The organism is Streptomyces sp. EDA2-14 (genome assembly GCF_054963755.1).
The window spans coordinates 84622-109794 of sequence record NZ_JBUEGE010000001.1 but is presented as its reverse complement, the minus strand read 5'-3'; the positions used below and the strand labels follow the sequence as shown (position 1 = coordinate 109794).

General features: G+C 69.9%; 25 protein-coding genes and 1 tRNA gene. 10 read left to right on the top strand and 16 right to left on the bottom strand.

Annotated elements, in window-relative coordinates:
* Positions 1 to 42: 42 nt before the first annotated feature.
* From ACY34M_RS00460 to clpS, 3 genes are all read right to left on the bottom strand, one after another.
* Entirely contained in the window at positions 43 to 1479 is a 1437-nt protein-coding gene (locus ACY34M_RS00460) for an amino acid permease (RefSeq protein ID WP_462719016.1), read from the bottom strand.
* 332 nt (positions 1480 to 1811) lie between these two features.
* Complete coding sequence (locus ACY34M_RS00455) at positions 1812 to 2408, bottom strand: DUF2017 domain-containing protein (protein ID WP_462719015.1); 597 nt, start codon at positions 2406 to 2408, stop codon at positions 1812 to 1814.
* Positions 2409 to 2418: 10 nt separating this feature from the next.
* On the bottom strand, positions 2419 to 2736 hold the full coding sequence (clpS, locus tag ACY34M_RS00450) for an ATP-dependent Clp protease adapter ClpS (RefSeq protein ID WP_462719014.1): 318 nt from the start codon (positions 2734 to 2736) through the stop codon (positions 2419 to 2421).
* An 80-nt stretch (positions 2737 to 2816) separates the two neighbouring features.
* Here clpS and ACY34M_RS00445 point away from each other — a divergent pair, with 80 nt between their 5' ends.
* Positions 2817 to 4145: a nicotinate phosphoribosyltransferase gene (locus tag ACY34M_RS00445; protein ID WP_462719013.1), complete on the top strand. Its 1329-nt coding sequence runs from the start codon at positions 2817 to 2819 to the stop codon at positions 4143 to 4145.
* 94 nt (positions 4146 to 4239) lie between these two features.
* Positions 4240 to 4830: an isochorismatase family protein gene (locus tag ACY34M_RS00440; protein WP_462719012.1), complete on the top strand. Its 591-nt coding sequence runs from the start codon at positions 4240 to 4242 to the stop codon at positions 4828 to 4830.
* A 47-nt stretch (positions 4831 to 4877) separates the two neighbouring features.
* Here the strand turns inward: ACY34M_RS00440 and ACY34M_RS00435 are convergent, their stop codons facing one another.
* Both ACY34M_RS00435 and ACY34M_RS00430 read right to left on the bottom strand, forming a co-directional pair.
* A complete protein-coding gene (locus ACY34M_RS00435; RefSeq protein WP_462719011.1) occupies positions 4878 to 5201 on the bottom strand; it encodes a hypothetical protein in 324 nt (107 codons plus the stop codon).
* Positions 5202 to 5325: 124 nt separating this feature from the next.
* Entirely contained in the window at positions 5326 to 7731 is a 2406-nt protein-coding gene (locus tag ACY34M_RS00430; protein WP_462719010.1) for an immune inhibitor A domain-containing protein, read from the bottom strand.
* A gap of 324 nt (positions 7732 to 8055) precedes the next feature.
* On the opposite strand from ACY34M_RS00430, the gene ACY34M_RS00425 reads away from it, so the two are divergent.
* Positions 8056 to 8343: a hypothetical protein gene (locus tag ACY34M_RS00425; RefSeq protein WP_462719009.1), complete on the top strand. Its 288-nt coding sequence runs from the start codon at positions 8056 to 8058 to the stop codon at positions 8341 to 8343.
* 36 nt (positions 8344 to 8379) lie between these two features.
* On the opposite strand, the gene ACY34M_RS00420 is transcribed toward ACY34M_RS00425, so the two are convergent.
* A complete protein-coding gene (locus tag ACY34M_RS00420; protein ID WP_462719008.1) occupies positions 8380 to 9030 on the bottom strand; it encodes an RDD family protein in 651 nt (216 codons plus the stop codon).
* A 77-nt stretch (positions 9031 to 9107) separates the two neighbouring features.
* Positions 9108 to 10511, bottom strand: coding sequence for an RDD family protein (locus ACY34M_RS00415; protein ID WP_462719007.1), 1404 nt, complete (start codon positions 10509 to 10511; stop codon positions 9108 to 9110).
* Positions 10512 to 10743: 232 nt separating this feature from the next.
* Here ACY34M_RS00415 and ACY34M_RS00410 point away from each other — a divergent pair, with 232 nt between their 5' ends.
* Complete coding sequence (locus ACY34M_RS00410; RefSeq protein ID WP_462719006.1) at positions 10744 to 11223, top strand: SsgA family sporulation/cell division regulator; 480 nt, start codon at positions 10744 to 10746, stop codon at positions 11221 to 11223.
* Between the two features lie 157 nt (positions 11224 to 11380).
* On the opposite strand, the gene ACY34M_RS00405 is transcribed toward ACY34M_RS00410, so the two are convergent.
* The 5 genes from ACY34M_RS00405 to hppD all read right to left on the bottom strand — a co-directional run bounded on the left by ACY34M_RS00405 (position 11381) and on the right by hppD (position 15187).
* Entirely contained in the window at positions 11381 to 12751 is a 1371-nt protein-coding gene (locus ACY34M_RS00405; protein ID WP_462719005.1) for an FAD-binding oxidoreductase, read from the bottom strand.
* Positions 12752 to 12871: 120 nt separating this feature from the next.
* Positions 12872 to 13459 carry a nitrile hydratase subunit alpha gene (nthA, locus tag ACY34M_RS00400; RefSeq protein WP_462719004.1) on the bottom strand — a complete coding sequence of 196 codons (588 nt, stop codon included), beginning with the start codon at positions 13457 to 13459 and terminating at the stop codon, positions 12872 to 12874.
* Positions 13449 to 13742: an SH3-like domain-containing protein gene (locus ACY34M_RS00395; protein WP_462719003.1), complete on the bottom strand. Its 294-nt coding sequence runs from the start codon at positions 13740 to 13742 to the stop codon at positions 13449 to 13451. The genes nthA and ACY34M_RS00395 overlap by 11 nt, the downstream gene beginning before the upstream one ends.
* Positions 13735 to 14019, bottom strand: a complete 285-nt coding sequence (locus ACY34M_RS00390; protein WP_462719002.1) for a hypothetical protein — start codon at positions 14017 to 14019, stop codon at positions 13735 to 13737. Before ACY34M_RS00390 ends, ACY34M_RS00395 begins: the two co-directional genes overlap by 8 nt.
* 22 nt (positions 14020 to 14041) lie before the next feature.
* Complete coding sequence (gene hppD, locus ACY34M_RS00385; protein WP_462719001.1) at positions 14042 to 15187, bottom strand: 4-hydroxyphenylpyruvate dioxygenase; 1146 nt, start codon at positions 15185 to 15187, stop codon at positions 14042 to 14044.
* A gap of 123 nt (positions 15188 to 15310) precedes the next feature.
* Between hppD and ACY34M_RS00380 the strand changes: the two genes are divergently transcribed.
* From ACY34M_RS00380 to ACY34M_RS00360, 5 genes are all read left to right on the top strand, one after another.
* Positions 15311 to 15781: an Lrp/AsnC family transcriptional regulator gene (locus ACY34M_RS00380; RefSeq protein ID WP_462719000.1), complete on the top strand. Its 471-nt coding sequence runs from the start codon at positions 15311 to 15313 to the stop codon at positions 15779 to 15781.
* A gap of 34 nt (positions 15782 to 15815) precedes the next feature.
* Positions 15816 to 16463, top strand: coding sequence for an ABC transporter permease (locus ACY34M_RS00375; RefSeq protein ID WP_462718999.1), 648 nt, complete (start codon positions 15816 to 15818; stop codon positions 16461 to 16463).
* Between the two features lie 64 nt (positions 16464 to 16527).
* Positions 16528 to 17745, top strand: coding sequence for a betaine/proline/choline family ABC transporter ATP-binding protein (locus ACY34M_RS00370; RefSeq protein WP_462719212.1), 1218 nt, complete (start codon positions 16528 to 16530; stop codon positions 17743 to 17745).
* The gene (locus ACY34M_RS00365) at positions 17742 to 18617 is read left to right on the top strand and encodes an ABC transporter permease (RefSeq protein WP_462718998.1); all 876 of its coding nucleotides are present in this window, start codon (positions 17742 to 17744) and stop codon (positions 18615 to 18617) included. The genes ACY34M_RS00370 and ACY34M_RS00365 overlap by 4 nt, the downstream gene beginning before the upstream one ends.
* 8 nt (positions 18618 to 18625) lie before the next feature.
* Positions 18626 to 19600, top strand: coding sequence for a glycine betaine ABC transporter substrate-binding protein (locus ACY34M_RS00360; RefSeq protein WP_462719211.1), 975 nt, complete (start codon positions 18626 to 18628; stop codon positions 19598 to 19600).
* A 21-nt stretch (positions 19601 to 19621) separates the two neighbouring features.
* Here ACY34M_RS00360 and ACY34M_RS00355 read toward each other — a convergent pair whose 3' ends face one another.
* From ACY34M_RS00355 to ACY34M_RS00340, 4 genes are all read right to left on the bottom strand, one after another.
* Positions 19622 to 20413, bottom strand: coding sequence for a S16 family serine protease (locus tag ACY34M_RS00355; protein WP_462718997.1), 792 nt, complete (start codon positions 20411 to 20413; stop codon positions 19622 to 19624).
* A 99-nt stretch (positions 20414 to 20512) separates the two neighbouring features.
* Positions 20513 to 21154 carry an IclR family transcriptional regulator gene (locus ACY34M_RS00350; protein WP_462718996.1) on the bottom strand — a complete coding sequence of 214 codons (642 nt, stop codon included), beginning with the start codon at positions 21152 to 21154 and terminating at the stop codon, positions 20513 to 20515.
* A 281-nt stretch (positions 21155 to 21435) separates the two neighbouring features.
* On the bottom strand, positions 21436 to 23238 hold the full coding sequence (locus ACY34M_RS00345) for a DEAD/DEAH box helicase (RefSeq protein ID WP_462718995.1): 1803 nt from the start codon (positions 23236 to 23238) through the stop codon (positions 21436 to 21438).
* A gap of 147 nt (positions 23239 to 23385) precedes the next feature.
* Positions 23386 to 24882 (bottom strand): MFS transporter, encoded by a 1497-nt coding sequence (locus ACY34M_RS00340; RefSeq protein WP_462718994.1) that lies wholly within the window; start codon positions 24880 to 24882, stop codon positions 23386 to 23388.
* Positions 24883 to 25075: 193 nt separating this feature from the next.
* Here ACY34M_RS00340 and ACY34M_RS00335 point away from each other — a divergent pair.
* A tRNA-Cys gene (locus ACY34M_RS00335) sits at positions 25076 to 25147 on the top strand.
* Positions 25148 to 25173: the final 26 nt, after the last annotated feature.

Here is a 25173-nt window from a genome sequence, read left to right as displayed (position 1 = left end):
ACAAGGGGGCCCACTTGGTGAGACGCAGGTCTGCGCCGGGCGTCAGCTGCGCTTGGAGAAGGCGGCGGCCTCGGGGTTGCGCTTCTTCAGGATGAAGTAGGAGACACCCAGGATCGCGGCCCAGACCGGGGCGGCGTACAGGGAGACGCGCGCGTCCGGGTCGATGCCCATCAGGACGATGACGAGGAAGATGAAGCCGAGCGCGAGGGCGCTGACCCAGATGCCCCACGGGGCGCGGAACTCGGACTTCGGCAGCTCGCCGCGGTCGGACTTGATGCGGTAGCGGATCTGGCAGATCAGGATGATGATCCAGGCCCACATGCCGGAGATGGTGGCGAAGGAGACGACGTAGTTGAACGCCTCGCCCGGCCACTGGTAGTTGATCCAGACGCCGACCAGCATCATCGCGGCGGAGAACGTGGTGCCGATGACCGGCAGGCCGTTCTTGCTCAGCTTGGTGAAGAACTGCGGGCCCTGGCTGTTCTGCGCGAGGTCGCGCAGCATGCGGCCGGTGGAGTACATGCCCGAGTTGCAGGAGGACAGGGCGGCGGTCAGCACGACGAAGTTGACGATGGCGGCGCCGATGCCCAGGCCCATCTTGTCGAAGGCGTGCACGAAGGGGCTCTCGCCGGCCTTGAAGGAGGTCCACGGCACGACCGAGAGGATCATGATCAGCGCGCCGACGTAGAAGACGGCGATGCGCCACGGCACGGTGTTGATCGCCTTCGGCAGGACCTTCTTGGCGTCCTTGGCCTCACCGGCGGTGACGCCGACGAGCTCGACCGCGAGGAAGGCGAACATCACCATCTGCAGGGTCATCAGCGTGGAGCCGATGCCGTTCTCGCCGGCGAAGAAGCCGCCGATGTCCCACAGGTGCGAGATGGAGGCGGTGTCACCGGCGTCGGAGAAGCCGATGGTGAGGATGCCGGCGCAGATCAGGATCATGCCGATGATGGCGGTGACCTTGACGGTGGAGAACCAGAACTCCAGCTCACCGAAGAGCTTCACGGAGATCAGGTTGGCGCCGTAGAGGATGACGGTGAAGACGAGTGCGGACACCCATTGGGGGATGTCCCACCAGAAGGTCATGTACGTGGCCGCGGCGGTGACCTCGGTCATTCCGGTGATGACCCAGAAAAGCCAGTACGTCCAGCCGGTCGCGAAGCCCGCGAAGGGGCCGATGAACTCGCGCGCGTACTCCGAGAAGGAGCCGGACACGGGTCGGTACATGAGGAGCTCGCCGAGCGCCCGCATGATGCAGAAGATGACCACGCCGGCGACCGCGTACGCCAGGATCAGGCTGGGCCCCGCCTTGGAGATGCCCTTGCCCGCGCCGAGAAAGAGTCCGGTCCCGATGGCGCCGCCGATGGCGATCATCTGGATCTGCCGGGCCCCGAGTCCGCGTTGGTAACCCTCGTCGGTCTCGGCCTGCGCGGCCTCATTGCCGTCGTGCTGCTCGTCGACCTGCACTGAGGTCATGGTGTGCGCCTTTCTCCATGCCGATCCGTGCCGTACTCGGCTCGGATCGACTGTGACGATCCTTGGGGTCTGGGCCCCTGGATGGATGGAGCTTGTGCCTACCGGCGGTCGGCCGGTCGGGGCGCCCTCTGAGGAGACAGGGGTGGCGTCCCCTCAGGTGGTCGTGAAGATTTATCACGGCGTTCATCGCGACCCGCCGGGACGCGTGTGGCGTACGCCACTTGTAAAACCGGACAAAGAAATCACCGCGCCACAATATGGGTGAGCGCGGTGACGGGATCGTTATACGGATTTGAGGACCCGCTGAGCGAACAGCACAACCTGACCCGCGGTCAGGGCATCAGCGTCTCGACGAGGGTCTCCTGGAGGCCGCCGAGCCACAGATATGCCATGACCATCGGCTTGCGCGCGTCGTCGTCCGGGAGCCGGTAGAGGAGGTCGGTGTCCTCCTCGTCGGTGATGTCGAGGCGGGTGCCGATCGCGAGGCGCAGATCGTTGAGCGCACGCATCCACTGGATGGACTCGTCCTTGGACAGCTTGAGGACCGCCCCGCCGTCGCCCGCCGGGCTGAGCGTGTCGAGCGAGCGGATCACCGCGAGGGCGTCCTCGCGCTTGCCGGCCCGCAGGTCGTTCTCGGTGAAGCGGCGGAACTCCGACGAATGGGCCTGCAGCTCGTCCTGGTCCTCCGCTTCCGCACCGGGGCCCCCGTACGCGTCGGGCAGCAGGCGGCGCAGCACCGCGTCGGAGGGCGGTTCGCTCGGCCCCTCCGCGAAGAGCTCCGCGAGCGGGTCGTCGATCGCCTCACCACCGGGGCCCGGCCCGATCAGCTCCAGGAGCTGCACGGCGAGCGAGCGGATGATGGAGATCTCGACGTCGTCGAGGGCAACGGCCGCGCCGCCGCCGGGGATCGGTTCGAAATGTCCTGGCATCGGGATGCTGTTACTTCCGATCCTGTTGAAGCGTGGCCCACAGGCCGTAGCCGTGCATCGCCTGCACGTCGCGTTCCATCTCTTCGCGGGTGCCCGTGGAGACGACGGCCCGGCCCTTGTGATGCACGTCCATCATGAGTTTGGTGGCCTTGTCCTTGGAGTACCCGAAGTACGTCTGGAAGACGTACGTCACGTAGCTCATCAGGTTCACCGGATCGTTGTGGACGAGCGTGATCCATGGGACGTCCGGCTCGGGGACGACGGACGCGTCCTCCGTCGTCTCGGGCCTTTCGATCTCAAGGGGTGCTGGAGCCGTCACAGGGCCCATGCTGCCACCACCCCCCTGCCCACGCACAAACGGACGCAGAAATCGTCACCCTGACGCTAATCGGGGGTAGCATCCGTCGTATGAACACAGCGGACCTTGGCCTGCCGGTGGACGTTCCGTCGACAGCGCTCTTCACCGACCACTACGAGCTGACGATGCTGCAGGCCGCCCTCCGCGGGGGCACCGCCGACCGGCACTCGGTATTCGAGGTCTTCACCCGGCGGCTGCCCGAGGGCCGCCGCTACGGTGTCGTCGCGGGCACCGGGCGCGTCCTGGACGCCGTCGAGAACTTCCGCTTCGACGCGCAGGTGCTCGACTTCCTGCGCGAGCGCGGCGTCGTCGACGAGCCGACGCTCCAGTGGCTCGCGGACTACCGGTTCTCCGGCGACATCTGGGGCTACCCCGAGGGCGAGGTCTACTTCCCCGGCTCCCCCGTGCTGCGCGTCGAGGGCTCCTTCGCCGAGTGCGTGCTCCTGGAGACGGTGATCCTCTCCATCCTCAACCACGACTCGGCGATCGCCGCCGCCGCGTCCCGGATGTCCTCGGCCGCGGGCGACCGGCCGCTGATCGAGATGGGCGCGCGCCGCACGCACGAGCTGGCCGCCGTGGCCGCCTCGCGCGCCGCGTACGTCGGCGGGTTCGCGACGACCTCGGACCTGGCGGCCGGCTTCCGGTACGGGATCCCGACCGTCGGCACCAGCGCGCACGCCTTCACCCTGATCCACGACAACGAGCGGGACGCCTTCCGGGCCCAGGTCGACTCCCTCGGCGCGGGGACGACGCTGCTCGTGGACACGTACGACGTGAAGGAGGCGGTCGCCGCGGCCGTCGAGATCGCGGGGCCGGAGCTGGGCGCCGTCCGGATCGACTCCGGCGACCTGCTGCTCGTCGCGCACCGGGTGCGTCAGCAGCTGGACGAGCTGGGCGCCAAGGACACCAAGATCGTCGTCACCTCCGACCTCGACGAGTACGCCATCGCCTCGCTCGCCGCCTCCCCCGTGGACGCGTACGGCGTGGGTACGCAGCTGGTGACCGGCTCCGGGCACCCGACCTGCTCCATGGTCTACAAGCTGGTCGCGCGCGCCGAGTCCGCCGACCCGAAGGCGCCGCTCGTGCCGGTGGCGAAGAAGTCGGCGGGCGGGAAGACGTCCATCGGCGGCCGCAAGTGGGCCGCGCGCCGCCTCGACGCGGACGGGGTCGCGGAGGCCGAGGTCGTCGGCACGGGGGCCGTCCCGGCGGACCTTGCCGACCGGCAGCTCCTCGTCGAGCTGGTCAAGGGCGGCGAGGTCGTCTCCCGCGAGCCGCTGGACGCGGTGCGCGAGCGGCACATCGCGGCGCGCGACGGGCTCCCGCTGTCGGCCACCCAGCTCTCCAGGGGCGAGGCCGTCATCCCGACCGAGTACGCCTGAGGCCGGGGCCGCCCCGCGGCGGCGCCCCAATGCCCTCTCCCGCAATGCACTTGAAGCTTCTACGCTCGTAGTCTCCAAGAGAAGGACAGCAATCATGCGCCGCGCCCTGATCGTCGTAGATGTGCAGAACGACTTCTGCGAGGGTGGCAGCCTCGCGGTGACCGGAGGTGCCGACGTCGCTGCGGCGATCACGGACCTCGTCGGGCAGGCCGGCGGTGGCTGCTACCAGCACGTCGTCGCCACGCGTGACCACCACATCGACCCCGGTGAGCACTTCTCGGACGCGCCGGACTTCGCGCACAGCTGGCCGCGGCACTGTGTCGCGGGGACCGAGGGGGTGGGGTTCCACCCGAACTTCGCCCCCGCGGTCGCCTCCGGCGCGATCGACGCCGTGTTCGACAAGGGGGCGTACTCGGCGGCGTACAGCGGGTTCGAGGGGGCGGACGAGAACGGGGTGCCGCTGGCGGAGTGGCTGCGGGCCCGTGAGGTGTCCGAGGTGGACGTCGTCGGGATCGCGACGGACCACTGCGTGCGGGCCACTGCCGTGGACGCGGCTCGGGAGGGGTTTCGGACGCACGTGCTGCTCGACCTCACGGCCGGAGTGTCCGCCGCCTCCACGGAGGCCGCGCTCGAGGAGCTGCGCTCGGCCGGGGTGGAACTCACGGGTAAGCCCGTCGTGGCTTAGCTCGCGGGGCTCTGCCCCGGACCCCGCGCCTCAATCGCCGGCGGGGCTTATATCGCCCCTGTCGGGCTGGATCTGAGCAGTGCCCGTATCGGATGCCACAGTTCGCCCGATTTCGCGTGCGGGGCCGCTCGCCAGACCAGGCCGTCCGGGTGGTGGAGGACCGCGGTTATCTCGTCCGGGGTCGGCGGGTGGGCGTTGCCCCGGAGGTAGACGGCGCGCAGGCCCAGATTGCGCAGGCGGGTCAGGGCCCGAGGGCGGTTCGCGGCATGCACCAGGACCCGTACGGCGCCGTCGGCGGAGCCGGGCGCGGGCAGGGTCAGGGCCACGACCACGGTGCCTCCCGGCAGCTTGCAGAACCCTCCTGCGGACATGACTGTCACACCCCCGTGAGACGTAGTGTCAATAAGGAACTCACAGGACGCACCTAAACACGACCGGCCGCGCCCCCGCTAGAGGGTCGCGGCCGATACGTTTCTGACCTGCGGTTTTACCGTTCTACTTGGCTGAAGGGGCCACCTTGACCGTCATCGAGGAGCCGTCGAGCGGCTGGCTCACGATGCTGATCTTGGTGTTGGTGTCAGTTGTGCGCACGCTCCCCGTGGGGTTCTCCGCGTACCAGTACGTGCCCTTGTGATCGTCGAAGACCGGGACGCCGGACTGCGCGGGGATCTTCGTCTCGACACCGAGCTTGTGGAGCTTCATGCCGGGGACCGGGTAGCGGCCGAAGGCGGCGTCGTACGGGGTGATCTTGTTCGTGATCAGCTTTCCGTCGGACCACTTCAGCGGCTTCGCGTGCGCGTCGACCGGAAGGATCAGGCCCTTGCCGGGGTGCTGGCCGACGTTGTTGTTGCGCTGCGAGGTGTCCCACTGCCAGATCATGAGGCCGGGGCGGTAGGCGTAGTGCTCGACCCAGTTCTGCTTGGCCCCGCCGTCGCGCCAGCCGAAGTTGTACGGGCCGACCTTGAGGGTCTTGTCGTAGCTCACGTACTGGCGGTTCTCGGCGAGGTAGAACTGCGGGTAGTCGCCGGAGATGGAGGCGCCGACGCGGGAGAAGCCGCGCGTGGTCCAACCGGCCTGCTCCGTCTCGGCGTTGTCGGAGAAGAGCGTCGCGCCGTCCGCCTTGACCGTGAAGTTGTCGAAGGCGAAGCCCATTTGGGCCACACCGCCGTCGGTCTTGTAGCGGAAGCGGACGTCGATCTTCTGTCCGGCGTAGTCGTCCAGCGGGTAACTCAGGTGCTGGAACTTTCCGTTGGTGCCGGTGAGGGCCGGCTTGTCGCCGCCGTCGCGCGGGATCGGCGAGCCGTCGGCGGTGCCGTCGATGGTCTGCCAGCTCGCGCCGCCGTCGGTGGACACCTGCGTGTACAGGTAGTCGTAGTCCTTCTCGATGTCGTACCAGCCGTCGAGTTCGAGGGCCGCCGACGTCTTGCCGGTCAGGTCCACCGTGCGGCCGAGCGTGTTGTCGAGGTCGTCGCCGTAGTCCGACCACCACTGCTTGGAGCCCTCCGCGGGCTTCACGATGTCCGTGGTGACGGTCTTCTTCGGCAGCTCGACGACGAGCGCCTGCTTCAGCTTGGTGTTGTACTCCGCGACACCCAGCTTGTGCGTCGACTTCGTCGCCGCCTTCGCCGTGTCGTAGTTGAGCCAGCCGAGCTGGAGCTTGTCCCAGGCGGTCATGTCGCCCGGCATGTCACCGATCGACTCCTTGCCGGTGCCGAGCCAGGAGCCCGCCGACATCAGCGACCAGAAGCCGACCGAGTTCTCGCCCGAGTACGTCGTGTCGTACAGGTCGGGCAGGCCCAGGTCGTGGGCGTACTCGTGGGCGAAGACGCCGAGGCCGCCGTTCTCCGGCTGCATCGTGTAGTCGCCGACCCAGATGCCGGTGTCGCCGATCGGGGTGCCGCCCGCCTTGAAGCCCTCGGGACCCGTGTCGCCGTCGTCGCGGGAGAAGGCGTAACCGCGGTGCGCCCAGAGGGAGTCGCCGCCCTGCGCGCCACCGCCCGCCGAGCCGTCCTCGCCCGCGTGGACGATCTGGAAGTGGTCGATGTAGCCGTCGGGCTCGTTGAAGTTGCCGTCGTTGTCGTGGTCCGTGCGGTCCCACTGGTCGTACTGGGCCATGTCGGCCTTGATGTCGGCGTCCGACTTGCCGGCGGCCTTCTGCTGCGCGACCCAGGCGTTGACGCCGTCGCGGACCAGGTCCTCGACGTTCGGGCAGTTGTCGGCGCCGCAGTAGTTGGAGCCGTAACGGGCCTCGTTCCACTCGACCTTGACCCAGTCGGAGACCTCGCCCTCGACCGAGTAGCGGCCCGAGGAGGTCTTCTCGTAATAGGTCTTGAGGGAGTCGGCGCCCTTGCCGGAGGCGGTCTTGCCGGATCCGAAGTAGAGGTCCTTGTAGTGCTGGGAGTTGTAGTCCTTCTGCCAGGCCGTGCTGTTGTCCTTGGCACGGTCCGGCTCGGCTATCCGGTTGTGCAGCGGGCCGGGCGTGCCGCCGTACTTGGGCTTCAGCTCGTCCGTGTCGTCGTCCGCGCGGTCCACAAGGGTCGTGTTGTCGACCTTGTCGCCGAACTCGGTCAGGATCGTGAAGATCTTGTCCGTGCGCTCGCGGCCCAGCTCGACGTACTTGCCCTTCGACAGCTCCACGACCTTGGAGCCGTGCTTCTCCTGGACCTTCGACGTGCCCTGGAGGACCTGCTGCAGCGCGGCCTGCCGCTGCTTCTCCTGCTGCTTGCTGAACGGGCCGTCGAAGACATGCCCCTTGCCGCCGTACGTCTTCCCGGAGCTCGCGCTCGTCGCGGCCGGGGTGTCGGCCTGAGCGGTGGTCGCCGCGAGCGAGCCCGTGGCCGCGGTGGCGGCGAGAGTCGCGAGTACGGCGACGGATCTCAACGCCCGTCTCTTGGTGGTCACTTGAGTGGTCCCCTCCTCCGTGGCGTGAGAGCCACGCGTCACAAGTGACGTTATTTGAACGGAAGTAGAGGAGAAATAACAGACCTTGACTGAGACCTTCACGGTGCACTATGCAGTGTGTTCGGTTCGGCATGCGGACGCGGAATCCGTCCCTCCCTGGCCGACCCCATGGGCCCCAGGCGCGCCGTTCCGTCCATCTGGTGAGCCGGGTGACTCAGTGCGCCCCCCATGCTCCGACCCCGGGGCTTAGGGCATGCTTACCGGGCACTCCACTCGGGCACAGGTCCGATTAGTTCCCCCGATGTCACGAGGACGGATGTCACCATGCCTCGCCCGACTGTCGCTCAGCTCGCCTACGGTGCCGCCACCGTCGTCTGCTCCACCATTGCCATGGTTCTGCTGTCCCAGACGAGTTCCGGCCCCGGAGTTCCGGTGATCGCCGTCTCGGCACTCATTCTGGGCGTGTTCGTGGCGATGTCGGTGCCGACCCGCAAGCGGGAGACCGCCACCGGGGAAAGGGTGCCGGCGCAGCGCCTCAGCAGCACGGTCCCCTCCCCCAAGGCCCCGGCCTCGTCCGAGCAGGCGCGCACACGCGAACCGGCGGGCCCGTAGGACACGGACCCGCCGGTTCGCCGGTGCAGGCTCTCGTCAGGCGGTGCTGACCACCACGGTCTTCGCCGCCTTGTCGTGCAGGCCCTGCTTGTAGGGCTTGTCGAAGAAGCTCCAGCCGCCGCAGATCGCCGTCCAGATGCAGGCGCAGCAGAACACCGCCGGCACCCACAGGACGACCGCGCGCAGCAGGTTGGTCGTGGTGCTGGGCGTCGCGCCGTCGCTCAGGTTGGCGACGCGCAGCTTCAGCCACTTCTTGCCGAGCGTCTGCCCGGTCCTGGCCGTCATGAGCGTGTCGTAGCCGACGTAAAGGATGGCGCCGAGGAGCGACTGGCCGAGCCGCTTGCCCGTCTCCATCTCGTCGGTGTCGATGTTGTACTGGCCGACTCCGAAGATCCACGACAGCAGGCCCACCACGATCGCGATGAGAATGATGTCGATGATCCGCGCGAGGACCCGCTTGCCGCTGTCGGCCAGCGGCGGCATCCCGGCGAGCGGATCGGCGGCGCCGCCTCCGCCGCCGTAGGGACCACCGCCGTACGGGGGCGGAGGCGGTGGCGGCGCGGAGCCGTAGGGGTTCTGGGGGTTGTCGTACGGCGAGCCGCTGCCCTGATCGGTGGGCGGCGGCTTGCGGAACGGGTCGTCGTCCGGCGGCTGGCCGGACCCGGAGGGCGGCGGTTGGGTACTCATGGCCCGAGTGGACCGCGATACCCGCCGCGTTGCACGCGGCGGGCCGCCGTCCGGATGACCCTGCCGTCGGTCGGCCGTCAGTCGGCCGCCACGAAGGTGCCCGCCGCCTTGTCGTGCAGGCACTGGCGCCACGGGCGGTCGAAGGCGCCCCACAGGACACCGAGGACGCCGATCACGAAGACGCCGGGCACGCTGTAGACGACCCAGCGCTTGAGGGCCGAGACGAACGTCGGGGACTCGTGCTCCTCGATGTCACGGACCGTCAGGCCGAGCAGCTTCTTGCCGAGGGTGTAGCCCCACTTCGAGGTCGGCAGCGCCTCGTAGAGCGTGCCGACCACGAGCAGCACCGCGAGGATGATGCCCAGGTACGTGCCGGTCGTGCCGTCGAGCAGCCAGACGGTGACCTGGTGCCCCGACGCCTTCGCCTCGTCGATCTTGCCGTTGATGTGGTCGGCGGCCTTGGTGCCGAGCGGGACCGCGACGGTCGCGGTGACCGCGCCGACGACGAGCGAGTCGATGAGCCGGGCCGCGAACCGCTTGCCGAGCCCGGCGGGGCGGGCGGCGGCCGCGGCCTGCGCGGCGGCGAGGAACGGGTCGGTGGAGACCGGCTTGAACGGCGTCACCGGACCGTTCGGATCCGCGGCGGGCGCGGGCGCCTGGCCCTGGCCCGCCAGCTGGTGCACCTGCTGCGGCCAGGACGGGGAGCCGCCGCCGGGGCCCTGCGTCATGGGGCTCTGCATCTGCTGCGCCGGGGGCGGCTGCTGGGCCTGCGGCTGCTGCGGCTGCTGGTGCGGGACGTTCGGCTGGGCCGGGGCGGGCGCCGGGGCGGCCTGGTGCTGGGGGGCGGCCTGCGGCGCGGGCTGCGGGTTCAGGCCCGCGCGGGCCTGCGCCTGTGACTGGCCCTGACCGGCGGCACCGCCCTGCGCGGCCTGTCCGCTCTGCCCGTCCTGCTTGGGCAGCGTCCGGAACGCCATCGTGCCGTCGGCGACGGGCGGCTGCCCGGCCCCCGGCTGCTGCATGGCGCGGAGCTTGACCGTGCCGTCCGTGCGCTCGGGCGGCGCGGACGCCTCCGGCTCGGGCGTCTCGGCGTTCGGGTCCGCGCCCCAGGACACGCGGTGGGGCTGCTCGGCGCCGAAGCCGGACTGCCGGGCGGCGTTGGCCTGCCAGGCGGAGGCGGGCTCGGGCGCCGTGGGGGTGCCGGGGTCCGCGGGCCCCATCTCCGTACGCACGGAGGGCTCCTCGTCGAGGAACACGGGTCCGGTCTCCTCCGCGGGAGGCGGTTCGGACGCCGAGGTGGGGGCGGGGGCCGCGGCCGCTCCGGCCGGGATCGGCAGCGACTCTCCGTCGGCCGGGGCGGGGCGACTGGTGCCCGGCACCCACGCGGCCCCGTTCCAGTACCGGACATATCCGGGAATGGACGGATCGGGGTAGTAGCCTTCGCGGGGCCTGTCGTCGCCAGGGGCCGGGGTTGGGGCACTCATGTCCGTCGTCCCGTATCTGCTCGGGGGTCTTGTTGTGAGGTCCACATCTATCAGACCGCCGCGTCCGCCCGCGCCGCTCCGGCGTTACGGACCACTTTCCGGGGAACGTGAGCCCCGTTTCGGAAGGCCGCGAAATTTCTTCGCCGAACTCGCGTAACGCTTCCGGCAGATCGTGCTCTCACCTTGCAGCGGGCCCGCTCCGGGCCCGCACGGAGGAGAGGAAACGCACGACATGAACACCGTGGTGGAACGCGAACTGGAACTGAAGCTCGTGCTCTCGCCGGAGCGGAGCATCCCCGTCCCGGCCCGACTGACCTACCGGACCGGCGACCCCTACGCCGTCCACATCACCTTCCACATCGGCTCGCACCACCCCGTCAACTGGACGTTCGCGCGCGAACTGCTCGTGGAGGGCGTCTTCCGGCCCTGCGGGCACGGGGACGTGCGGGTGTGGCCGACGAAGGTGGACGGGCGCAGCGTGGTTCTGGTGGCGCTGAGTTCGCCGGACGGGGACGCGCTCCTGGAGGCGCCGGCCGCGCAGGTCTCGGCCTGGCTGGAGCGGACGCTGCGGGCGGTCCCGCCCGGCACGGAGGTCGACCAGCTCGGCATCGACGACGCCCTGGCCGAGCTGCTCGCCCCGACGCCCGCCACCGACGACCTGTACCTGTGCGACCCGTGGCCGGGCGACGAGTCGCCCTCCGAGGACCTGTGAGCACCCGGCCGCGGGCGGATCGTCCCGCGGAGTTACCGGGGGGCGGGGAGCCGGTGGGCGCGATATCCGCCGCCGAGCCGGGCTCGGCGGCGGTCGCCCTGCGCGGCCCGCAAGGATCCTGCCGGAGCGGTCCGGGCAGTCCGAGCAGTCCGGGCGGTCAGAACAGTTTGCCGGGGTTCAGCAGGCCCAGGGGATCGAAGGCCGCCTTCACCGCCTGCTGCATCTCGACCCCGACCGGGCCGAGTTCGCGGGCCAGCCACTCCTTCTTCAGCACGCCGACGCCGTGCTCGCCGGTGATGGTGCCGCCGAGTTCGAGGCCGAGCGCCATGATCTCGTCGAAGGACTCGCGGGCGCGGCGTCCCTCGTCGGCGTCCTGCGCGTCGAAGCAGACGGTGGGGTGCGTGTTGCCGTCGCCCGCATGCGCGCACACGCCGATGGTGAGGTCGTACTTCTCGGCGATCCGCTCGACGCCGTCGAGCAGTTCCCCGAGCCGGGAGCGGGGCACGCACACGTCGTCGATCATCGTCGTGCCCTTGACCTCTTCGAGGGCGGTGAGCGACAGCCTGCGTGCCTGGAGCAGCATTTCGGACTCGGCTGCGTCCTCGGCGGGCACGACCTGGGTGGCGCCCGCGGCCTCGCACAGCGCGCCGACCGCCGCGAGATCGGCCGCCGGGTCCGGGGTGTCGAAGGCGGCGAGGAGCAGCGCCTCCGTGGTCTCCGGCAGGCCCATGTTGGCCATGTCGTTGACGGCCTTCACCGTCGTACGGTCCATGAGTTCGAGTAGGGACGGGACGTGTCCGCCCTCCATGACCTTGCAGACCGCGTCGCAGGCGGCCTCCGCCGACGCGAACTCGGCGGCCAGCACCAGCTGCTGGGGCGGCTGCGGCTTCAGCGCGAGCGTCGCCTTCACCACGATGCCGAGGCTGCCCTCGGAGCCGACGAAGAGCCGCGTCAGGTCGTAGCCCGCGACGCCCTTCGCGGTGCGCCTGCCCGTCTGGAGCAGCCGTCCGTCGGCGAGGACGACGTCGAGTCCGAGCACGTACTCCGCCGTCACCCCGTACTTCACACAGCACAGGCCGCCCGAGGCCGTGCCGATGTTGCCGCCGATGGTGCACATCTCCCAGCTGGACGGGTCCGGCGGGTAGTAGAGCCCGTGTTCGTTGACCGCGCGGGAGAGCGCGGCGTTGATGACTCCCGGTTCGACGACGGCGATCCGGTCGACCGGGTTGATCTCCAGGATGCGGTCCATCTTGACCAGCGAGAGCACGATGCAGCCCTCGCTCGCGTTGGCCCCGCCGGACAGGCCCGTGCGGGCGCCCTGCGGGACGACCGGGACGCGCAGCGCGGTCGCCGTGCGCATCACGTGCTGGACCTCTTCGACGGTGCGCGGCAGGACGACGACGGCGGGGGTGCCCGCGTCGCAGAAGCTGGCCATGTCGTGCGCGTACGAGGCGGTGACGTCGGCGTCGACGATGATCGCTTCCGCGGGCAGGGCCGTGCGGAGCTCTTCCATGAGTGTGCGGCTCATGATCACAGCCTCGCACTCCGTGCGGATGGTGTGAACCCCTCGGTTGCGCGGCGACGGGGTTGCGGTTTCGGGGCTCTGCCCCGGACCCCGCTCCTCAATCGCCGGAGGGGCTTGAGTGGGTTACACCAGCGCCGTGCCGATCAGGCCGTTGCGGGTGACCAGGGACGCCAGGTCCGCCTCGCTCAGATCCCCCGTTCCCGCGGGACGCCGCGGCAGGACCATGTAGCGGGTCTCCGCGCTGGAGTCCCACACGGTGACCTTGACGTGGTCCGGGAGCGTCACCCCGAACTCGCCCAGCACGGCACGCGGTTCGCGGACCACGCGCGAGCGGTAGGCCTCGCTCTTGTACCAGCCGGGCGACGGGCCGAGCAGCCGCAGCGGGTAGCAGGAGCAGAGCGTGCACACGATGACGTTGTGCTCGTCCTCGGTGTTCTCGGCGACCCGCAGCCGCTGGGGCTGGACTCCCCCGGCGGAGAAGCCGAGTTCGGCCACCGCCGTCGAGCCGTCCGCGAGCAGCCGCGCCTTGAACGCCGGGTCGGTCCAGGCGCGGGCCACCACCTTCGCGCCGTTCACCGGCGAGGCACCCGCGAGGAAGCCGTCGATGACCTCGTCGACCGTCTCGCCGCCGACGATCCCCTTGTCCTCCAACAGGCTCTCCAGGAGCCGTACTTGGCGGGAGATCGTCGCGTCGTCGTGGTTACCGGACATCGCCGTCGGCCTTCCTGAGGTAGCTCTCGGACAGGTCGAGGACGACGTCGTGCTCGCCCTCGCCCCACAGCTCGCGCGCCGCGAACCGCACCGCGTAGATCATCTCGACGGGGGCGTCCTCGCGCCCCTGCGCGCGCACGTCGGCGAGCGGCGCCCGGCCCTCGGGCTCGACGACGACGCCGAGCTTTCCGCGGGCGTAGCGCGGCAGCCGGGTGTGGTGCGGCGGGTCGTGCCGGTATGTGCGGACCATGTCGCCGGGGACGTAGGCGGGTTGCTCAGACACGGTCGAGCACCCCCGCCTCGATCACGCCCTTGCGTTCGAGGAGCGTACGGATCGCGTGGAACCAGCGCTCGTAGTACGAGGCCGCCAGGTACTCCTGCGGGGGCATCGTCTCGATCGCGTCCCGGAACTCGTCGAGGTTGAAGACCTTCTGGACGAGCAGTGCGCGCTGGAGCGCGAAGACCCGCGCCTCCCAGTCCGCGTGGAAGGGTTCGGCGTCATCGGTGGTGTCGATGGCGCCGAACCCGGTGGTTCCGCCTACATCGTTCATCCTGGCCATACGGCCAGACTAGGCGCGGCTCCTACAGATTTCCGCGCTTCTCCTGCTCGCGCTCGATCGCCTCGAACAGGGCCTTGAAGTTGCCCTTGCCGAAGCCCATGGAGCCGTGCCGCTCGATCATCTCGAAGAAGACGGTCGGCTTGTCCTGGACCGGCTTGGTGAAGATCTGCAGCAGGTAGCCGTCCTCGTCGCGGTCCACGAGGATCTTCAGCTCGCGCAGCGTCTCGACGGGTACGCGGGTCTCGCCCGCCCACTCGCCGAGGGTGTCGTAGTACGAGTCCGGGGTGTCGAGGAACTGGACGCCGGCCGCCCGCATGGCCTTGACCGAGGCGACGATGTCGTTCGTGGCGAGCGCGATGTGCTGGACGCCGGCGCCGCCGTAGAACTCCAGGTACTCGTCGATCTGCGACTTCTTCTTCGCGACGGCGGGCTCGTTGATCGGGAACTTGACCTTGAGCGTGCCGTCCGCGACGACCTTCGACATCAGCGCGCTGTACTCGGTCGCGATGTCGTCGCCCACGAACTCCTTCATGTTCGTGAAGCCCATGACCTTGTTGTAGAACGCCACCCACTCGTTCATACGGCCGAGTTCGACATTGCCCACGCAGTGGTCGATGGCCTGGAAGGTGCGCTTGGCCGGGGGCTCGACGATCGGGTCCGCGGCGGCGAAGCCGGGCAGGTACGGGCCGTCGTAGCCGGAGCGCTCGACGAGGGTGTGGCGGGTCTTTCCGTACGTGGCGATGGCGGCGCGCACGACGGTGCCGTGCTCGTCCTTCGTCTCGTACGGCTCCTCGATGCCGCGGGCGCCGTGCTCGACGGCGTACGCGTACGCGGCGCGCGCGTCCGGCACCTCGATGGCGAGGTCGACGACGCCGTCGCCGTGCGCCGCGACGTGCTCCTGGAGGAAGCTGCCCCACTCGGTCGAGGCCTTGATGACGGAGGTGAAGACGAAGCGGGCCGAGCCGTTGGTGAGGACGTAGGAGGCCGTCTCGCGGCTGCCGTTCTCCGGTCCGGAGTAGGCGACGAGCTTCATGCCGAAGGCGGTCGAGTAGTAGTGCGCGGCCTGCTTGGCGTTGCCCACGGCGAAGACGACCGCGTCCATCCCCTTCACCGGGAAGGGGTCGGCCTGCCGTGCGGTGTCGGGGGTGTGCTGTGTGGTCTGCGTCATACGGCGAGACTCCCGCCACTCCGCAAGATGCGCAATAGTTTGCGTTTTCACTGGGCAATGTGACCAGTAGCGGGCCGGTTCCCGCGGGCTGCTTGTACAGGATGACCATTCCCGGAGGCGTACATGGCGATCGACGACCTGGACGGGCGGCTCATCGTGCTGCTCGCGCGCGAACCGCGGATCGGGGTGCTCGAGATGTCCCGCCGGCTCGGCGTCGCGCGCGGCACCGTACAGGCCCGCCTCGACCGGCTTACCTCGAACGGAGTCATCCGCGGCTTCGGCCCCGAGGTGGACCCGGCGGCGCTCGGCTACCCGGTCACCGCCTTCGCGACGCTGCAGATCAGACAGGGGCAAGGAGCCGACGTCAGGACCCACTTGAACGGTGTTCCGGAGGTCCTGGAACTGCACACGACGACCGGCAGCGGGGACATGCTGTGCCGGCTCGTGGCCCGCTCGAACGCGGACCTTCAACGTGTGATCGACCTGGTTGTCGGTTTTGATGGCATCGTCCGGGCTTCCACGGCGATCGTCATGGAAAATCCTGTTCCGCTGCGGATCATCCCGCTCGTGGAGCAGGCGTCAGGAGATTCCTGACGGCTATCCGAGCACCGCCCGGGAGTGAGGTGCGATGAACTTCTGGGACTACCTGAGCGCCCGGCACCAGCAGCTGCTCGCCGACGCCTATCAACACGCCAGCGCCGTCTTCCAGTGCATGGTCCTGGCGACCTTGATCGGCATCGTGATCGGCATCGTCTCGTACCGCAGCGAATGGGCGGGGAACCTGGCGACGACCGCCACCTCGACCATCCTGACCATCCCCTCGCTCGCCATGATCGGCCTGCTGATCCCGATCGTGGGCCTCGGTGTCGCGCCGACCGTCATCGCGCTGACCCTGTACGGGCTGCTGCCGATCGTGCGGAACGCGATCGTGGGCCTGCGCGGCGTCGACCCCACGCTGATCGACGCGGCGAAGGGCATCGGGATGTCGCGGACCGCCCGCCTGTTCAAGGTGGAACTGCCGCTCGCCTGGCCGCCGATCCTCACCGGGATCCGGGTCTCCACGCAGATGCTGATGGGGATCGCCGCCATCGCCGCGTTCGCCTCGGGCCCCGGCCTCGGCAACGAGATCTTCCGCGGCATCGCCTCCCTGGGCAGCGCCAACGCGCTCAACCAGGTGCTCGCCGGAACGCTCGGCATCATCATCCTCGCCCTGCTCTTCGACGCCGCGTACGTCCTCATCGGACGGCTGACCATCCCGAGGGGGATCCGTGCCTGAGACCACGCCGACGACCGCGCCGGACGCGGCGACCGGGGCCCCGACGCAGGCGGCCGGGGCCAGTATCGAGCTGGAGAACCTCACCAAGAAGTACCCCGGCTCGACGGCCCCCGCCGTGGACAACGTCAACATGGAGATCAAGGCGGGCGAGCTGATCATCTTCGTCGGCCCCTCCGGCTGCGGAAAGTCCACGACGCTGAAGATGATCAACCGTCTGATCGAGCCGACCGGCGGGCGCATCCGCATCGGCGGCGAGGACGTCACCGACATGGACCCGGTGAAGCTGCGCCGCAAGGTCGGGTACGCGATCCAGTCCTCCGGGCTCTTCCCGCACATGACGGTCGCCCAGAACATCGCGCTCGTGCCGAAGATGGTCGGCTGGTCCAAGTCGAAGATCAAGTCGCGCGTCGAGGAGATGCTCGACCTCGTCGGCCTCGACCCCGCCGAGTTCCACGGCCGCTACCCGCGCCAGCTCTCCGGCGGCCAGCAGCAGCGCGTCGGCGTGGCCCGGGCGCTCGCGGCCGACCCGCCCGTCCTGCTGATGGACGAGCCGTTCGGCGCCGTCGACCCGATCACCCGCGACCACCTCCAGGACGAGCTGATCCGGCTCCAGCACGAGCTGCACAAGACGATCGTCTTCGTCACGCACGACTTCGACGAGGCCATCAAGCTCGGCGACCGCATCGCGGTGCTCCGCGAGAAGTCGCACATCGCGCAGTTCGACACCCCGGAAGCGATCCTCACCAACCCGGCGGACGACTTCGTGTCCGGCTTCGTCGGCGCGGGCGCCGCCCTCAAGCGCCTCAACCTGACCCGCGTACGCGACGTGGAGGTCACCGACTATCCGACGGTGCACGTCGACGACCCGCTGCAGGACATCTTCAACAAGCTGCGGGCGGCCGGCACCAACGAGCTGCTGCTGCTCGACAGGCGCGGCCGGCCCTACAAGTGGCTGCGCCGCGGCGACATGATGCGCGCCAAGGGCTCCCTCGCCCGCGCGGGCACCCTCGTGCACGACACCGTCACCAGGGACGCCACCCTGCGCGACGCCCTCGAAGCGGTCCTCACCGACAACGCGGGCCGCGTCGCGGTGACCGGGCGGCGCGGCGAGTACGAGGGCGTCGTCGACATGGAGACGCTGATGAACTCCGTGCACGAACTCCTGGAGGAGGACCGGCTCGAAGCGGTCGAGCACCAGCACGAGCTGGAGGAGCAGCGCGCCGAGCAGACGCACCAGGAGCAGGAGGGCGCCCGGGGCTCCGACGGGGAGGCGAAGGCGTGAGCACACCGTCCCGCAAATCACCGCCGAAGGGCGCGCGGCCCGAAGGGGAGCACGAGGTCAAGGGCCTCGCGTTCCGCGACGAGGGCCAGAGCGAGCAGGAGGCTCCGCCCGACACGACCGTCCACAAGGAACCACCGCGCATCACCTGGAAGAAGCTGACGTTCCTTCCGGTGTTCCTGGTCCTGGTGCTGCTGCTCACCTGGCTGTGGTTCCGCAATGCCGACCTCGACACGATCTCCGAGAACGCCATCTCGGGCGGCGCGGTGTGGAAGGCGTTCCGCCAGCACATCAGCCTGACGGTGATCTCGACGTTCTTCGTGCTGATCATCGCGATCCCGCTCGGGATCATGCTGACCCGCAAGATGTTCCGCAAGGCGACCCCGTTCGCCCTGGCGATCGCCAACATGGGCCAGGCCACCCCGGCCATCGGCCTCCTCGCCCTGCTCGTCATCTGGCTGGGCATCGGCGAGCGCTCGGCCCTGATCGGCATCATCATCTACGCGATCCTGCCGGTGCTCTCCAACACCATCGCGGGCCTGAAGGCCAACGACCCGACCCTCCTCGAAGCGGCGCGCGGCATCGGCATGTCGCCGCTGGGCGTGCTGAGCAAGGTCGAACTCCCCCTCGCCGTCCCGCTGATCCTCGCGGGCGTGCGCACGGCGCTCGTCCTGAACGTCGGCACGGCGACGCTGGCCACCTTCGGCGGTGGCGGCGGCCTCGGCGTCCTCATCACCACCGGGATCACCAACCAGCGCATGCCGGTCCTGATGCTCGGCTCGATCCTGACGATCGCGCTCGCCCTGCTCGTCGACTGGCTGGCCTCGCTGGCCGAACTGCTGTTGCGCCCGCGCGGGTTGGAGGTGCGCTCATGAAGTACCGCATGCACCGCAAGCACCGCGTACGGGTGGCCGTCGCCGCGAGCTGCGGGGTCGCACTGCTCGCCGGCTGCGGACTGACCAGCGGCAGCCCGCTGGTCGACGACGTACAGCCCGGCTCCATCGGCAGGAACAAGCCGCTGGAGGGCGCGAGCATCACGGTGACGTCCAAGGAGTTCACCGAGCAGCTGGTGCTCGGCGCCATCATGGGCATCGCGTTCAAGGCGGCCGGCGCCGACGTCCTCGACCGGACCGGCATCCAGGGCTCCATCGGCGCCCGCGAGGCCATCAAGTCCGGTGACGCCGACGCCATGTACGAGTACACGGGCACGGCCTGGATCACCTACCTCGGCAACTCGGACCCGATCACCGACCCGCAGAAGCAGTACGAGGCCGTGGCCAAGGCCGACAAGAAGAACGGCATCACGTGGCTGCCGCAGGCCGAGCTCAACAACACCTACGCGCTCGCCACGAACAACGCCAACTTCAAGAAGTACGGCACGAAGACGCTCTCCGACGTCGCCGCGCTCGCCAAGAAGGACCCGAAGGCCGTCACGCTCTGCGTGGAGAGCGAGTTCGCCAACCGGGCCGACGGTCTGCCCGGCATGCAGAAGGCGTACGGGATGAACGTACCGGCCGCCAACATCACGCAGATGGACAGCGGCATCATCTACACCCAGGCGTCCAAGGGCAGTTGCACCTTCGGCGAGGTCTACACGACCGACGGCCGGATCAAGGCGATGCACCTGAACGTCATGGAGGACGACAAGAAGTTCTTCCCGAACTACAACGCGGCGCCCTCGATCAACAGCAAGGCGCTCAAGAAGTACCCGAAGATGGCGGACATCCTGGAGCCGATCACGAAGAAGCTCAACAACACCGTCGCCCAGGACCTCAACGCGAAGGTGGACGTCGAGGGGCAGGACCCGCACGACGTGGCGAAGGACTGGCTGGTGAAGGAGGGCTTCGTCAAGGAGTGAGCGGTCCGGCCGCTCCCCCGGTCAGCACTCCGGGACCGTGCCCGAACCCTTCGCCATGTTCGTCAGCGCGGTCGTCGTGCCCTTGAGCGTGCTCACCGAGATCAGCTTCATCGACTTCGGCGCCGACGCCTTCGCGTCCGAGCACTCCGCCTTCGGTACGAGGAAGACCGTGGCACCGTCCCGGTCGGCGGCCTGCACCTTCAGCGACACCCCGCCGACCGGGCCGACCTTGCCCTCGGCGTCGATGGTGCCGGTGCCCGCGATGGACTTGCCGCCGGTGAGCTCGCCGCCGCTGCCGTCGCCGTCCAGCAGGTCGATGATGCCGAGGGAGAAGAGCAGGCCCGCGCTCGGCCCGCCGACGTCGCCGAGCTGGAGGTCGACCTTGATGTCCTTCGAGGACTTGCCCAGGTAGGAGAGGGCGGCCTCGGTGGCGGCGTCCTGCGAGCCCTTCATCTCCTGCTGGTTGTGCTGCTCGACCTCCTTGGTCGAGTCGCCGGACGGGTACACCGCGTCGCGCGGCATGACCGCCCGGTCCTCGGCGAACCAGCCGTCGAACACGTCACCGAGGTGCACGGTGGCGTCGGGGCCCGTCGCCACGATGGTCACCGCGCGCAGCTTGCCCTCCGTGGTGCGGGTGGGCGCGCCGCTGATGTCGATGACGGGTTTGCCGTCCGACTTCCCCAGCACGTTCGTCGTGGGGCCCGGCTGGGCGACCGAGAACGGCAGCGGGGCGAAGCCCGCCACCGCGAGCAGCGCGACGACGGGGACGGCGCAGAGGGCCAGGGCGGTGGGGCGGCTGAGGCGATTGAGCACGGGTTGACTCTAACGTGACGGGTGCGGCGGCAACGGGGTTGCGGTCGCGGGGCTCTGCCCCGGACCCCGCGCCTCAATCGCCGGCGGGGCTTGATTTGCCTACCTGAGCGCGTCGGCAACCTCGCGGGCCGCGTCCAGGACCCGTGGGCCCACCCGTTCCGGGACGGAGTCCGAGAGCATGACGACGCCGACGCTGCCCTCCAGGCCCGTCACGCCCAGCAAGGGCGCCGCCGCGCCGCTCGCGCCGGCCTCCAGTTCGCCGTGCGTGAGGGTGTAGCCGGTCTCGGGGAGCACGCCCTGGCGGACGCCGAGGATGGCGCGGCCCGCTGCGCCGCGGTCGAGCGGGTGGCGGAAGCCCGTGCGGTACGCCACGTGGTAGTCGGTCCAGGTCGGCTCGACCACGGCCACGGCGAGGGCCTCGGTGCCGTCCACGAGGGTCAGGTGCGCGGTCGCCCCGATGTCCTCGGCGAGCGCGCGCAGGGCGGGGAGTGCGGCCTCGCGCACCAGCGGGTGGACCTGCCGGCCGAGGCGGAGCACGCCGAGCCCGACGCGGGCGCGGCCACCCAGGTCGCGGCGGACGAGGGCGTGCTGTTCGAGCGTGGCGAGCAGACGGTAGACCACGGTGCGGTTCACACCGAGCTTGTTCGAGAGCTCGGTGACGGTCAGGCCGTGATCGGTGTCGGCGAGCAGTTTGAGGACGCGCAGTCCCCGGTCGAGCGTCTGGGAGGTCTCCGCGGTCACGACGCCCACTCCTTAGTGGTGAGGGACGACGGCCTCCTGCGCGGGGGTCGCGTCACCTGTCCCGTGGGCGACGCGCGTGAGAGGCCGCCGGTCGGTGATCAGGCGCTGGGCTGCTTACGGCTGTCTTTGACGCACCGGCTCCGCTCCGCGGCGGCGTTGCCACGGGGCGTGTGCGTTGCCCGGAATGTAGCGAGGTCGTCCCGCTGAGCGGAAGACTCCGTCCAGAATCCGGGCAGCCTGTGGCCCGTGTTGTGCCCGATTGCCCGCACTTGATCCCCATGTCACTTCATGCGGGTGGCCCACTCCTGCACCTTGGCGATGCGCTGGCGCAGCTGTCCGCCGGTCGCCTCCGCGCTCGGCGGCCCGCCGCAGACCCGGCGCAGCTCGGTGTGGATGACACCGTGCGGCTTTCCGCTCTGGTGCACGTACGCGCCGACGATCGTGTTCAGCTTCTTGCGCAGCTCCATGAGCTCCTTGTGGGAGACGACGGGGCGGCGCTCGGCGGGCAGTTCGAGGAGGTCGGCCTCGCTGTCGGGCTTCTTCTTGCTGTGCGAGATCTGCCGGGCCTGCCGCTTCTGGAGGAGCAGCTGCACCTGGTCGGGTTCGAGCAGGCCCGGGATGCCGAGGTAGTCCTGCTCCTCCTCGCTGCCGGGGTGCGCCTGCATGCCGAACTCGGCGCCGTTGTACATGACCCGGTCGAAGGTGGCCTCGGACTCCAGGGCCTCGAAGGCGAACTGCTCCTGCTCGCCGGTGTCCTCGTCCTGCTCCTTGTTCGCCTCGTCCATCTCCTTCTCGGACTCGGCGTAGGGGTCCTCCTCCCCCTCCTTCTTCGGCTTGTCGAGCACGTGGTCGCGCTCGACCTCCATCTCGTTGGCGAAGCCGAGCAGGTCGGGGACGGTGGGCAGGAAGACGGAGGCCGTCTCGCCGCGCCTGCGGGACCGCACGAAACGGCCGACGGCCTGTGCGAAGAAGAGCGGGGTCGAGATCGTCGTGGCGTACACGCCGACCGCGAGGCGCGGGACGTCGACGCCCTCGGACACCATGCGGACCGCGACCATCCACCGGTCGTCGCTCGCCGCGAAGTCGTCGATCCGGTTCGAGGCGCCGGTGTCGTCGGAGAGTACGACGGTGGCCTTGCTGCCCGTGATCTCGCGGATCAGCTTCGCGTACGCGCGCGCCGAGTCCTGGTCGGAGGCGATGACGAGGCCGCCCGCGTCCGGGATGCCCTTGCGCACCTCGGTGAGGCGGGCGTCGGCGGCGCGCAGCACGCTCGGCATCCACTCGCCGCGCGGGTCGAGGGCGGTGCGCCAGGCCTGGCTGATGGCGTCCTTGGTCATCGGCTCGCCGAGCCGGGCCGCGATCTCGTCACCGGCCTTGGTGCGCCAGCGCATGTTGCCGCTGTAGCTGAGGAAGATGACGGGCCGCACGACGTTGTCGGCGAGCGCGTTGCCGTAGCCGTACGTGTAGTCGGCGGCCGAGCGCCGGATGCCGTCCCTGCCCTCCTCGTACTGGACGAAGGGGATCGGGTTGGTGTCGGAGCGGAACGGCGTACCGGTGAGCGCGAGGCGGCGGGTGGCCGGCTCGAACGCCTCCAGGCAGGCCTCGCCCCAGGACTTCGAGTCACCGGCGTGGTGGATCTCGTCGAGGATCACGAGCGTCTTGCGCTGCTCGCTGCGGTTGCGGTGCAGCATCGGCCGCACGCCCACACCCGCGTACGTGACGGCGACGCCCTGGTACTCCTTGCTGAGCGGACCGGCGCTGTACTCGGGGTCGAGCTTGATCCCTATCCGCGCGGCGGCCTCGGCCCACTGCTTCTTCAGGTGCTCGGTCGGCGCGACCACGGTCACCTGCTGCACGACGTGGTGGTGCAGCATCCAGGACGCGAGGGTGAGCGCGAAGGTGGTCTTTCCGGCGCCCGGGGTCGCGACCGCGAGGAAGTCGCGCGGCTGCTCCTGGATGTACTTGTCCATCGCCCCCTGCTGCCAGGCACGCAGCTTGTTGGCGGTGCCCCAGGGGGCACGGCCGGGGAAAGCCGGTGACAGGTGGGCGGACGAGGCAGACGGAGTGGCGGATGTAGTAGTCACGGTCTCCGGTTACTCAAAGCTGGACGGCACGGCTACGTATGACAACCGGGCCACCCTACCGGTGACGTGGTTGACGAGCGTGGTCGGCGAGGCCCGGACGGGCCTGGTTGGGACGTGTGTCACAGATCAACTGGACAGGTCACACGCCTACTTCCGCAGCCGCGAGGCCACCCACACCCCCACCAGCGCGACCGCCGCCATCGGCAGGAACACGGCGACGAACGCGGCGGGATGCGAGCCCCCGGCCCCCTGCGCGACGCCGTGCCCCACCGCTCCCCCGCCGAGCGCGGCGAAGGCGGCGCCGCCCGCGGCGAGCAGCAGCGCGTTGGAGAGCCCGTCGGAGATCTGCAGCGCGGCGGAGTTCGTCCCGGCCTCCTCGGGCGCGGACAGCTGGAGCAGCAGCACGGACGTGGAGGAGATCACGAGCCCCATGCCGAGGCAGCCGAAGGCCCAGGCGACGGCTACGGTCCACACGGGCACGGCCGCGATCAGCACGGTCGGCGCGACGGCGACCGCCGCGGCCACAAGCACCATGCCACCGGCCACGAGCCGCTCCCGGTACGGCTCCACGCGCGGCCGGGACTGCAACCACGAGCCCAGCGCCCAGGTCCCGCCGCCCGCGGCGAGCGAGAACCCGGCGAGCGTGGGGCTCAGGCCCCGCTGCGTCACCAGCATCAGCGGCACGAAGGACTCGGCCGCGATGAACGAGCCCGCCGCGATCCCGCGCAGCAGCACGACGGACGGCAGCCCGCGCGCGGCCCGGTACGTGCCGCGCGGCAGTAGGCCGAGCACGGACGGCACGAGGAGGGCGGCGCCGACGGCGGCGGGCAGCAGGGACAGCGGCCGCAGGTCCTGGGCGGCGTACTGGAGGAGTCCCGCGCCGAGCGAGATGCCGAGGGCGAGCCGGATCCGGCGCCGGTCGAAGGTGGCCGGGGTCGCGCCCCCGGGTGCCCCGCCGGCCCTCCGCCGGACCTCGGGAAGCGCGAGCGCGAGCGGCAGGACGACCAGTACCGGGATGCCGAGGAACACCCACCGCCAGCCGATGTGCTCGGTCACGGCCCCGGCCGCCAGCGGTCCGACGATCGACGGCACGACCCAGCTCGCCGCGAACGCCGCCATGATCGCGGGCCGCAGGCGCTCCGGGTAGGCGCGGCTGACGACGACGTACAGGCCGACGATGACCAGGCCGCCGCCGAGTCCCTGCACGGCCCGCCCGGCGATGAACAGCCACATGGTGGGCGCGGTCCCGGCGAGCAGCAGCCCTGCGGCGAAGGAGCCGATCCCGGCGGTGACGGGACCGAGCGGCCCGCTCCTGTCGGCCCACTGCCCGGCGAGCACCATCCCGAACAGGCTGGTCGTGAAGAACCCGGAGAACGCGAACGCGTACAGCGACACCCCGTCCAGCTCCCGCGCGGCGACGGGCATCGCGGTCCCCACGGCGGTCGCCTCGAAGGCGATGAGCAGCACGACGGTGACGATGCCGATGCTGAGCGCGCGATAGCCGCGACCGAGGACGCCTTCGGCCCCGGACGTCCCGGAGGTCTCGGCGGTGTCGGAGGTGCCGGCGGTGCCGGCGGTGCCGGCGGTGCCGGAGGTGCCGGTCGTTACTGGGGTGTCGGGAGCGACGTCGTCGAGGGCGGCCATGCGGTTCAGGGTAAGAGGCATACCCGGCTTTGACGCCTGTCGGGAGTCGGGTCCGCGGATGGTTCCTTGGTCGTAGGTCCCGCCGCTGCCCGGCGGCCCCTCGGCTTTCATGAACGGCGTATGGCAGTCGTATTGCGGGGCGGCCGGAACTCTTGGACGGGGAGGTGCGGGCCCGTAGCGTGATCAGCAGCTTGGCCGTGTGCCCGAGTGGTTGAGGGATTCGCCTGCAAAGCGAAGCACACCGGTTCGATTCCGGTCACGGCCTCGAACACGAAGGGGCGCCCCGCATGA

What these genes read in the sequence shown, in the direction of transcription:
- ACY34M_RS00460 (WP_462719016.1), bottom strand. Translation starts at nt 1,479, where the DNA reads ATGACCTCAGTGCAGGTCGACGAGCAGCACGACGGCAATGAGGCCGCG.
- ACY34M_RS00455 (WP_462719015.1), bottom strand. Translation starts at nt 2,408, where the DNA reads ATGCCAGGACATTTCGAACCGATCCCCGGCGGCGGCGCGGCCGTTGCC.
- clpS (WP_462719014.1), bottom strand. Translation starts at nt 2,736, where the DNA reads ATGGGCCCTGTGACGGCTCCAGCACCCCTTGAGATCGAAAGGCCCGAG.
- ACY34M_RS00445 (WP_462719013.1), top strand. Translation starts at nt 2,817, where the DNA reads ATGAACACAGCGGACCTTGGCCTGCCGGTGGACGTTCCGTCGACAGCG.
- ACY34M_RS00440 (WP_462719012.1), top strand. Translation starts at nt 4,240, where the DNA reads ATGCGCCGCGCCCTGATCGTCGTAGATGTGCAGAACGACTTCTGCGAG.
- ACY34M_RS00435 (WP_462719011.1), bottom strand. Translation starts at nt 5,201, where the DNA reads ATGTCCGCAGGAGGGTTCTGCAAGCTGCCGGGAGGCACCGTGGTCGTG.
- ACY34M_RS00425 (WP_462719009.1), top strand. Translation starts at nt 8,056, where the DNA reads ATGCCTCGCCCGACTGTCGCTCAGCTCGCCTACGGTGCCGCCACCGTC.
- ACY34M_RS00420 (WP_462719008.1), bottom strand. Translation starts at nt 9,030, where the DNA reads ATGAGTACCCAACCGCCGCCCTCCGGGTCCGGCCAGCCGCCGGACGAC.
- ACY34M_RS00415 (WP_462719007.1), bottom strand. Translation starts at nt 10,511, where the DNA reads ATGAGTGCCCCAACCCCGGCCCCTGGCGACGACAGGCCCCGCGAAGGC.
- ACY34M_RS00410 (WP_462719006.1), top strand. Translation starts at nt 10,744, where the DNA reads ATGAACACCGTGGTGGAACGCGAACTGGAACTGAAGCTCGTGCTCTCG.
- ACY34M_RS00405 (WP_462719005.1), bottom strand. Translation starts at nt 12,751, where the DNA reads ATGAGCCGCACACTCATGGAAGAGCTCCGCACGGCCCTGCCCGCGGAA.
- nthA (WP_462719004.1), bottom strand. Translation starts at nt 13,459, where the DNA reads ATGTCCGGTAACCACGACGACGCGACGATCTCCCGCCAAGTACGGCTC.
- ACY34M_RS00390 (WP_462719002.1), bottom strand. Translation starts at nt 14,019, where the DNA reads ATGGCCAGGATGAACGATGTAGGCGGAACCACCGGGTTCGGCGCCATC.
- hppD (WP_462719001.1), bottom strand. Translation starts at nt 15,187, where the DNA reads ATGACGCAGACCACACAGCACACCCCCGACACCGCACGGCAGGCCGAC.
- ACY34M_RS00380 (WP_462719000.1), top strand. Translation starts at nt 15,311, where the DNA reads ATGGCGATCGACGACCTGGACGGGCGGCTCATCGTGCTGCTCGCGCGC.
- ACY34M_RS00375 (WP_462718999.1), top strand. Translation starts at nt 15,816, where the DNA reads ATGAACTTCTGGGACTACCTGAGCGCCCGGCACCAGCAGCTGCTCGCC.
- ACY34M_RS00360 (WP_462719211.1), top strand. Translation starts at nt 18,626, where the DNA reads ATGCACCGCAAGCACCGCGTACGGGTGGCCGTCGCCGCGAGCTGCGGG.
- ACY34M_RS00340 (WP_462718994.1), bottom strand. Translation starts at nt 24,882, where the DNA reads ATGGCCGCCCTCGACGACGTCGCTCCCGACACCCCAGTAACGACCGGC.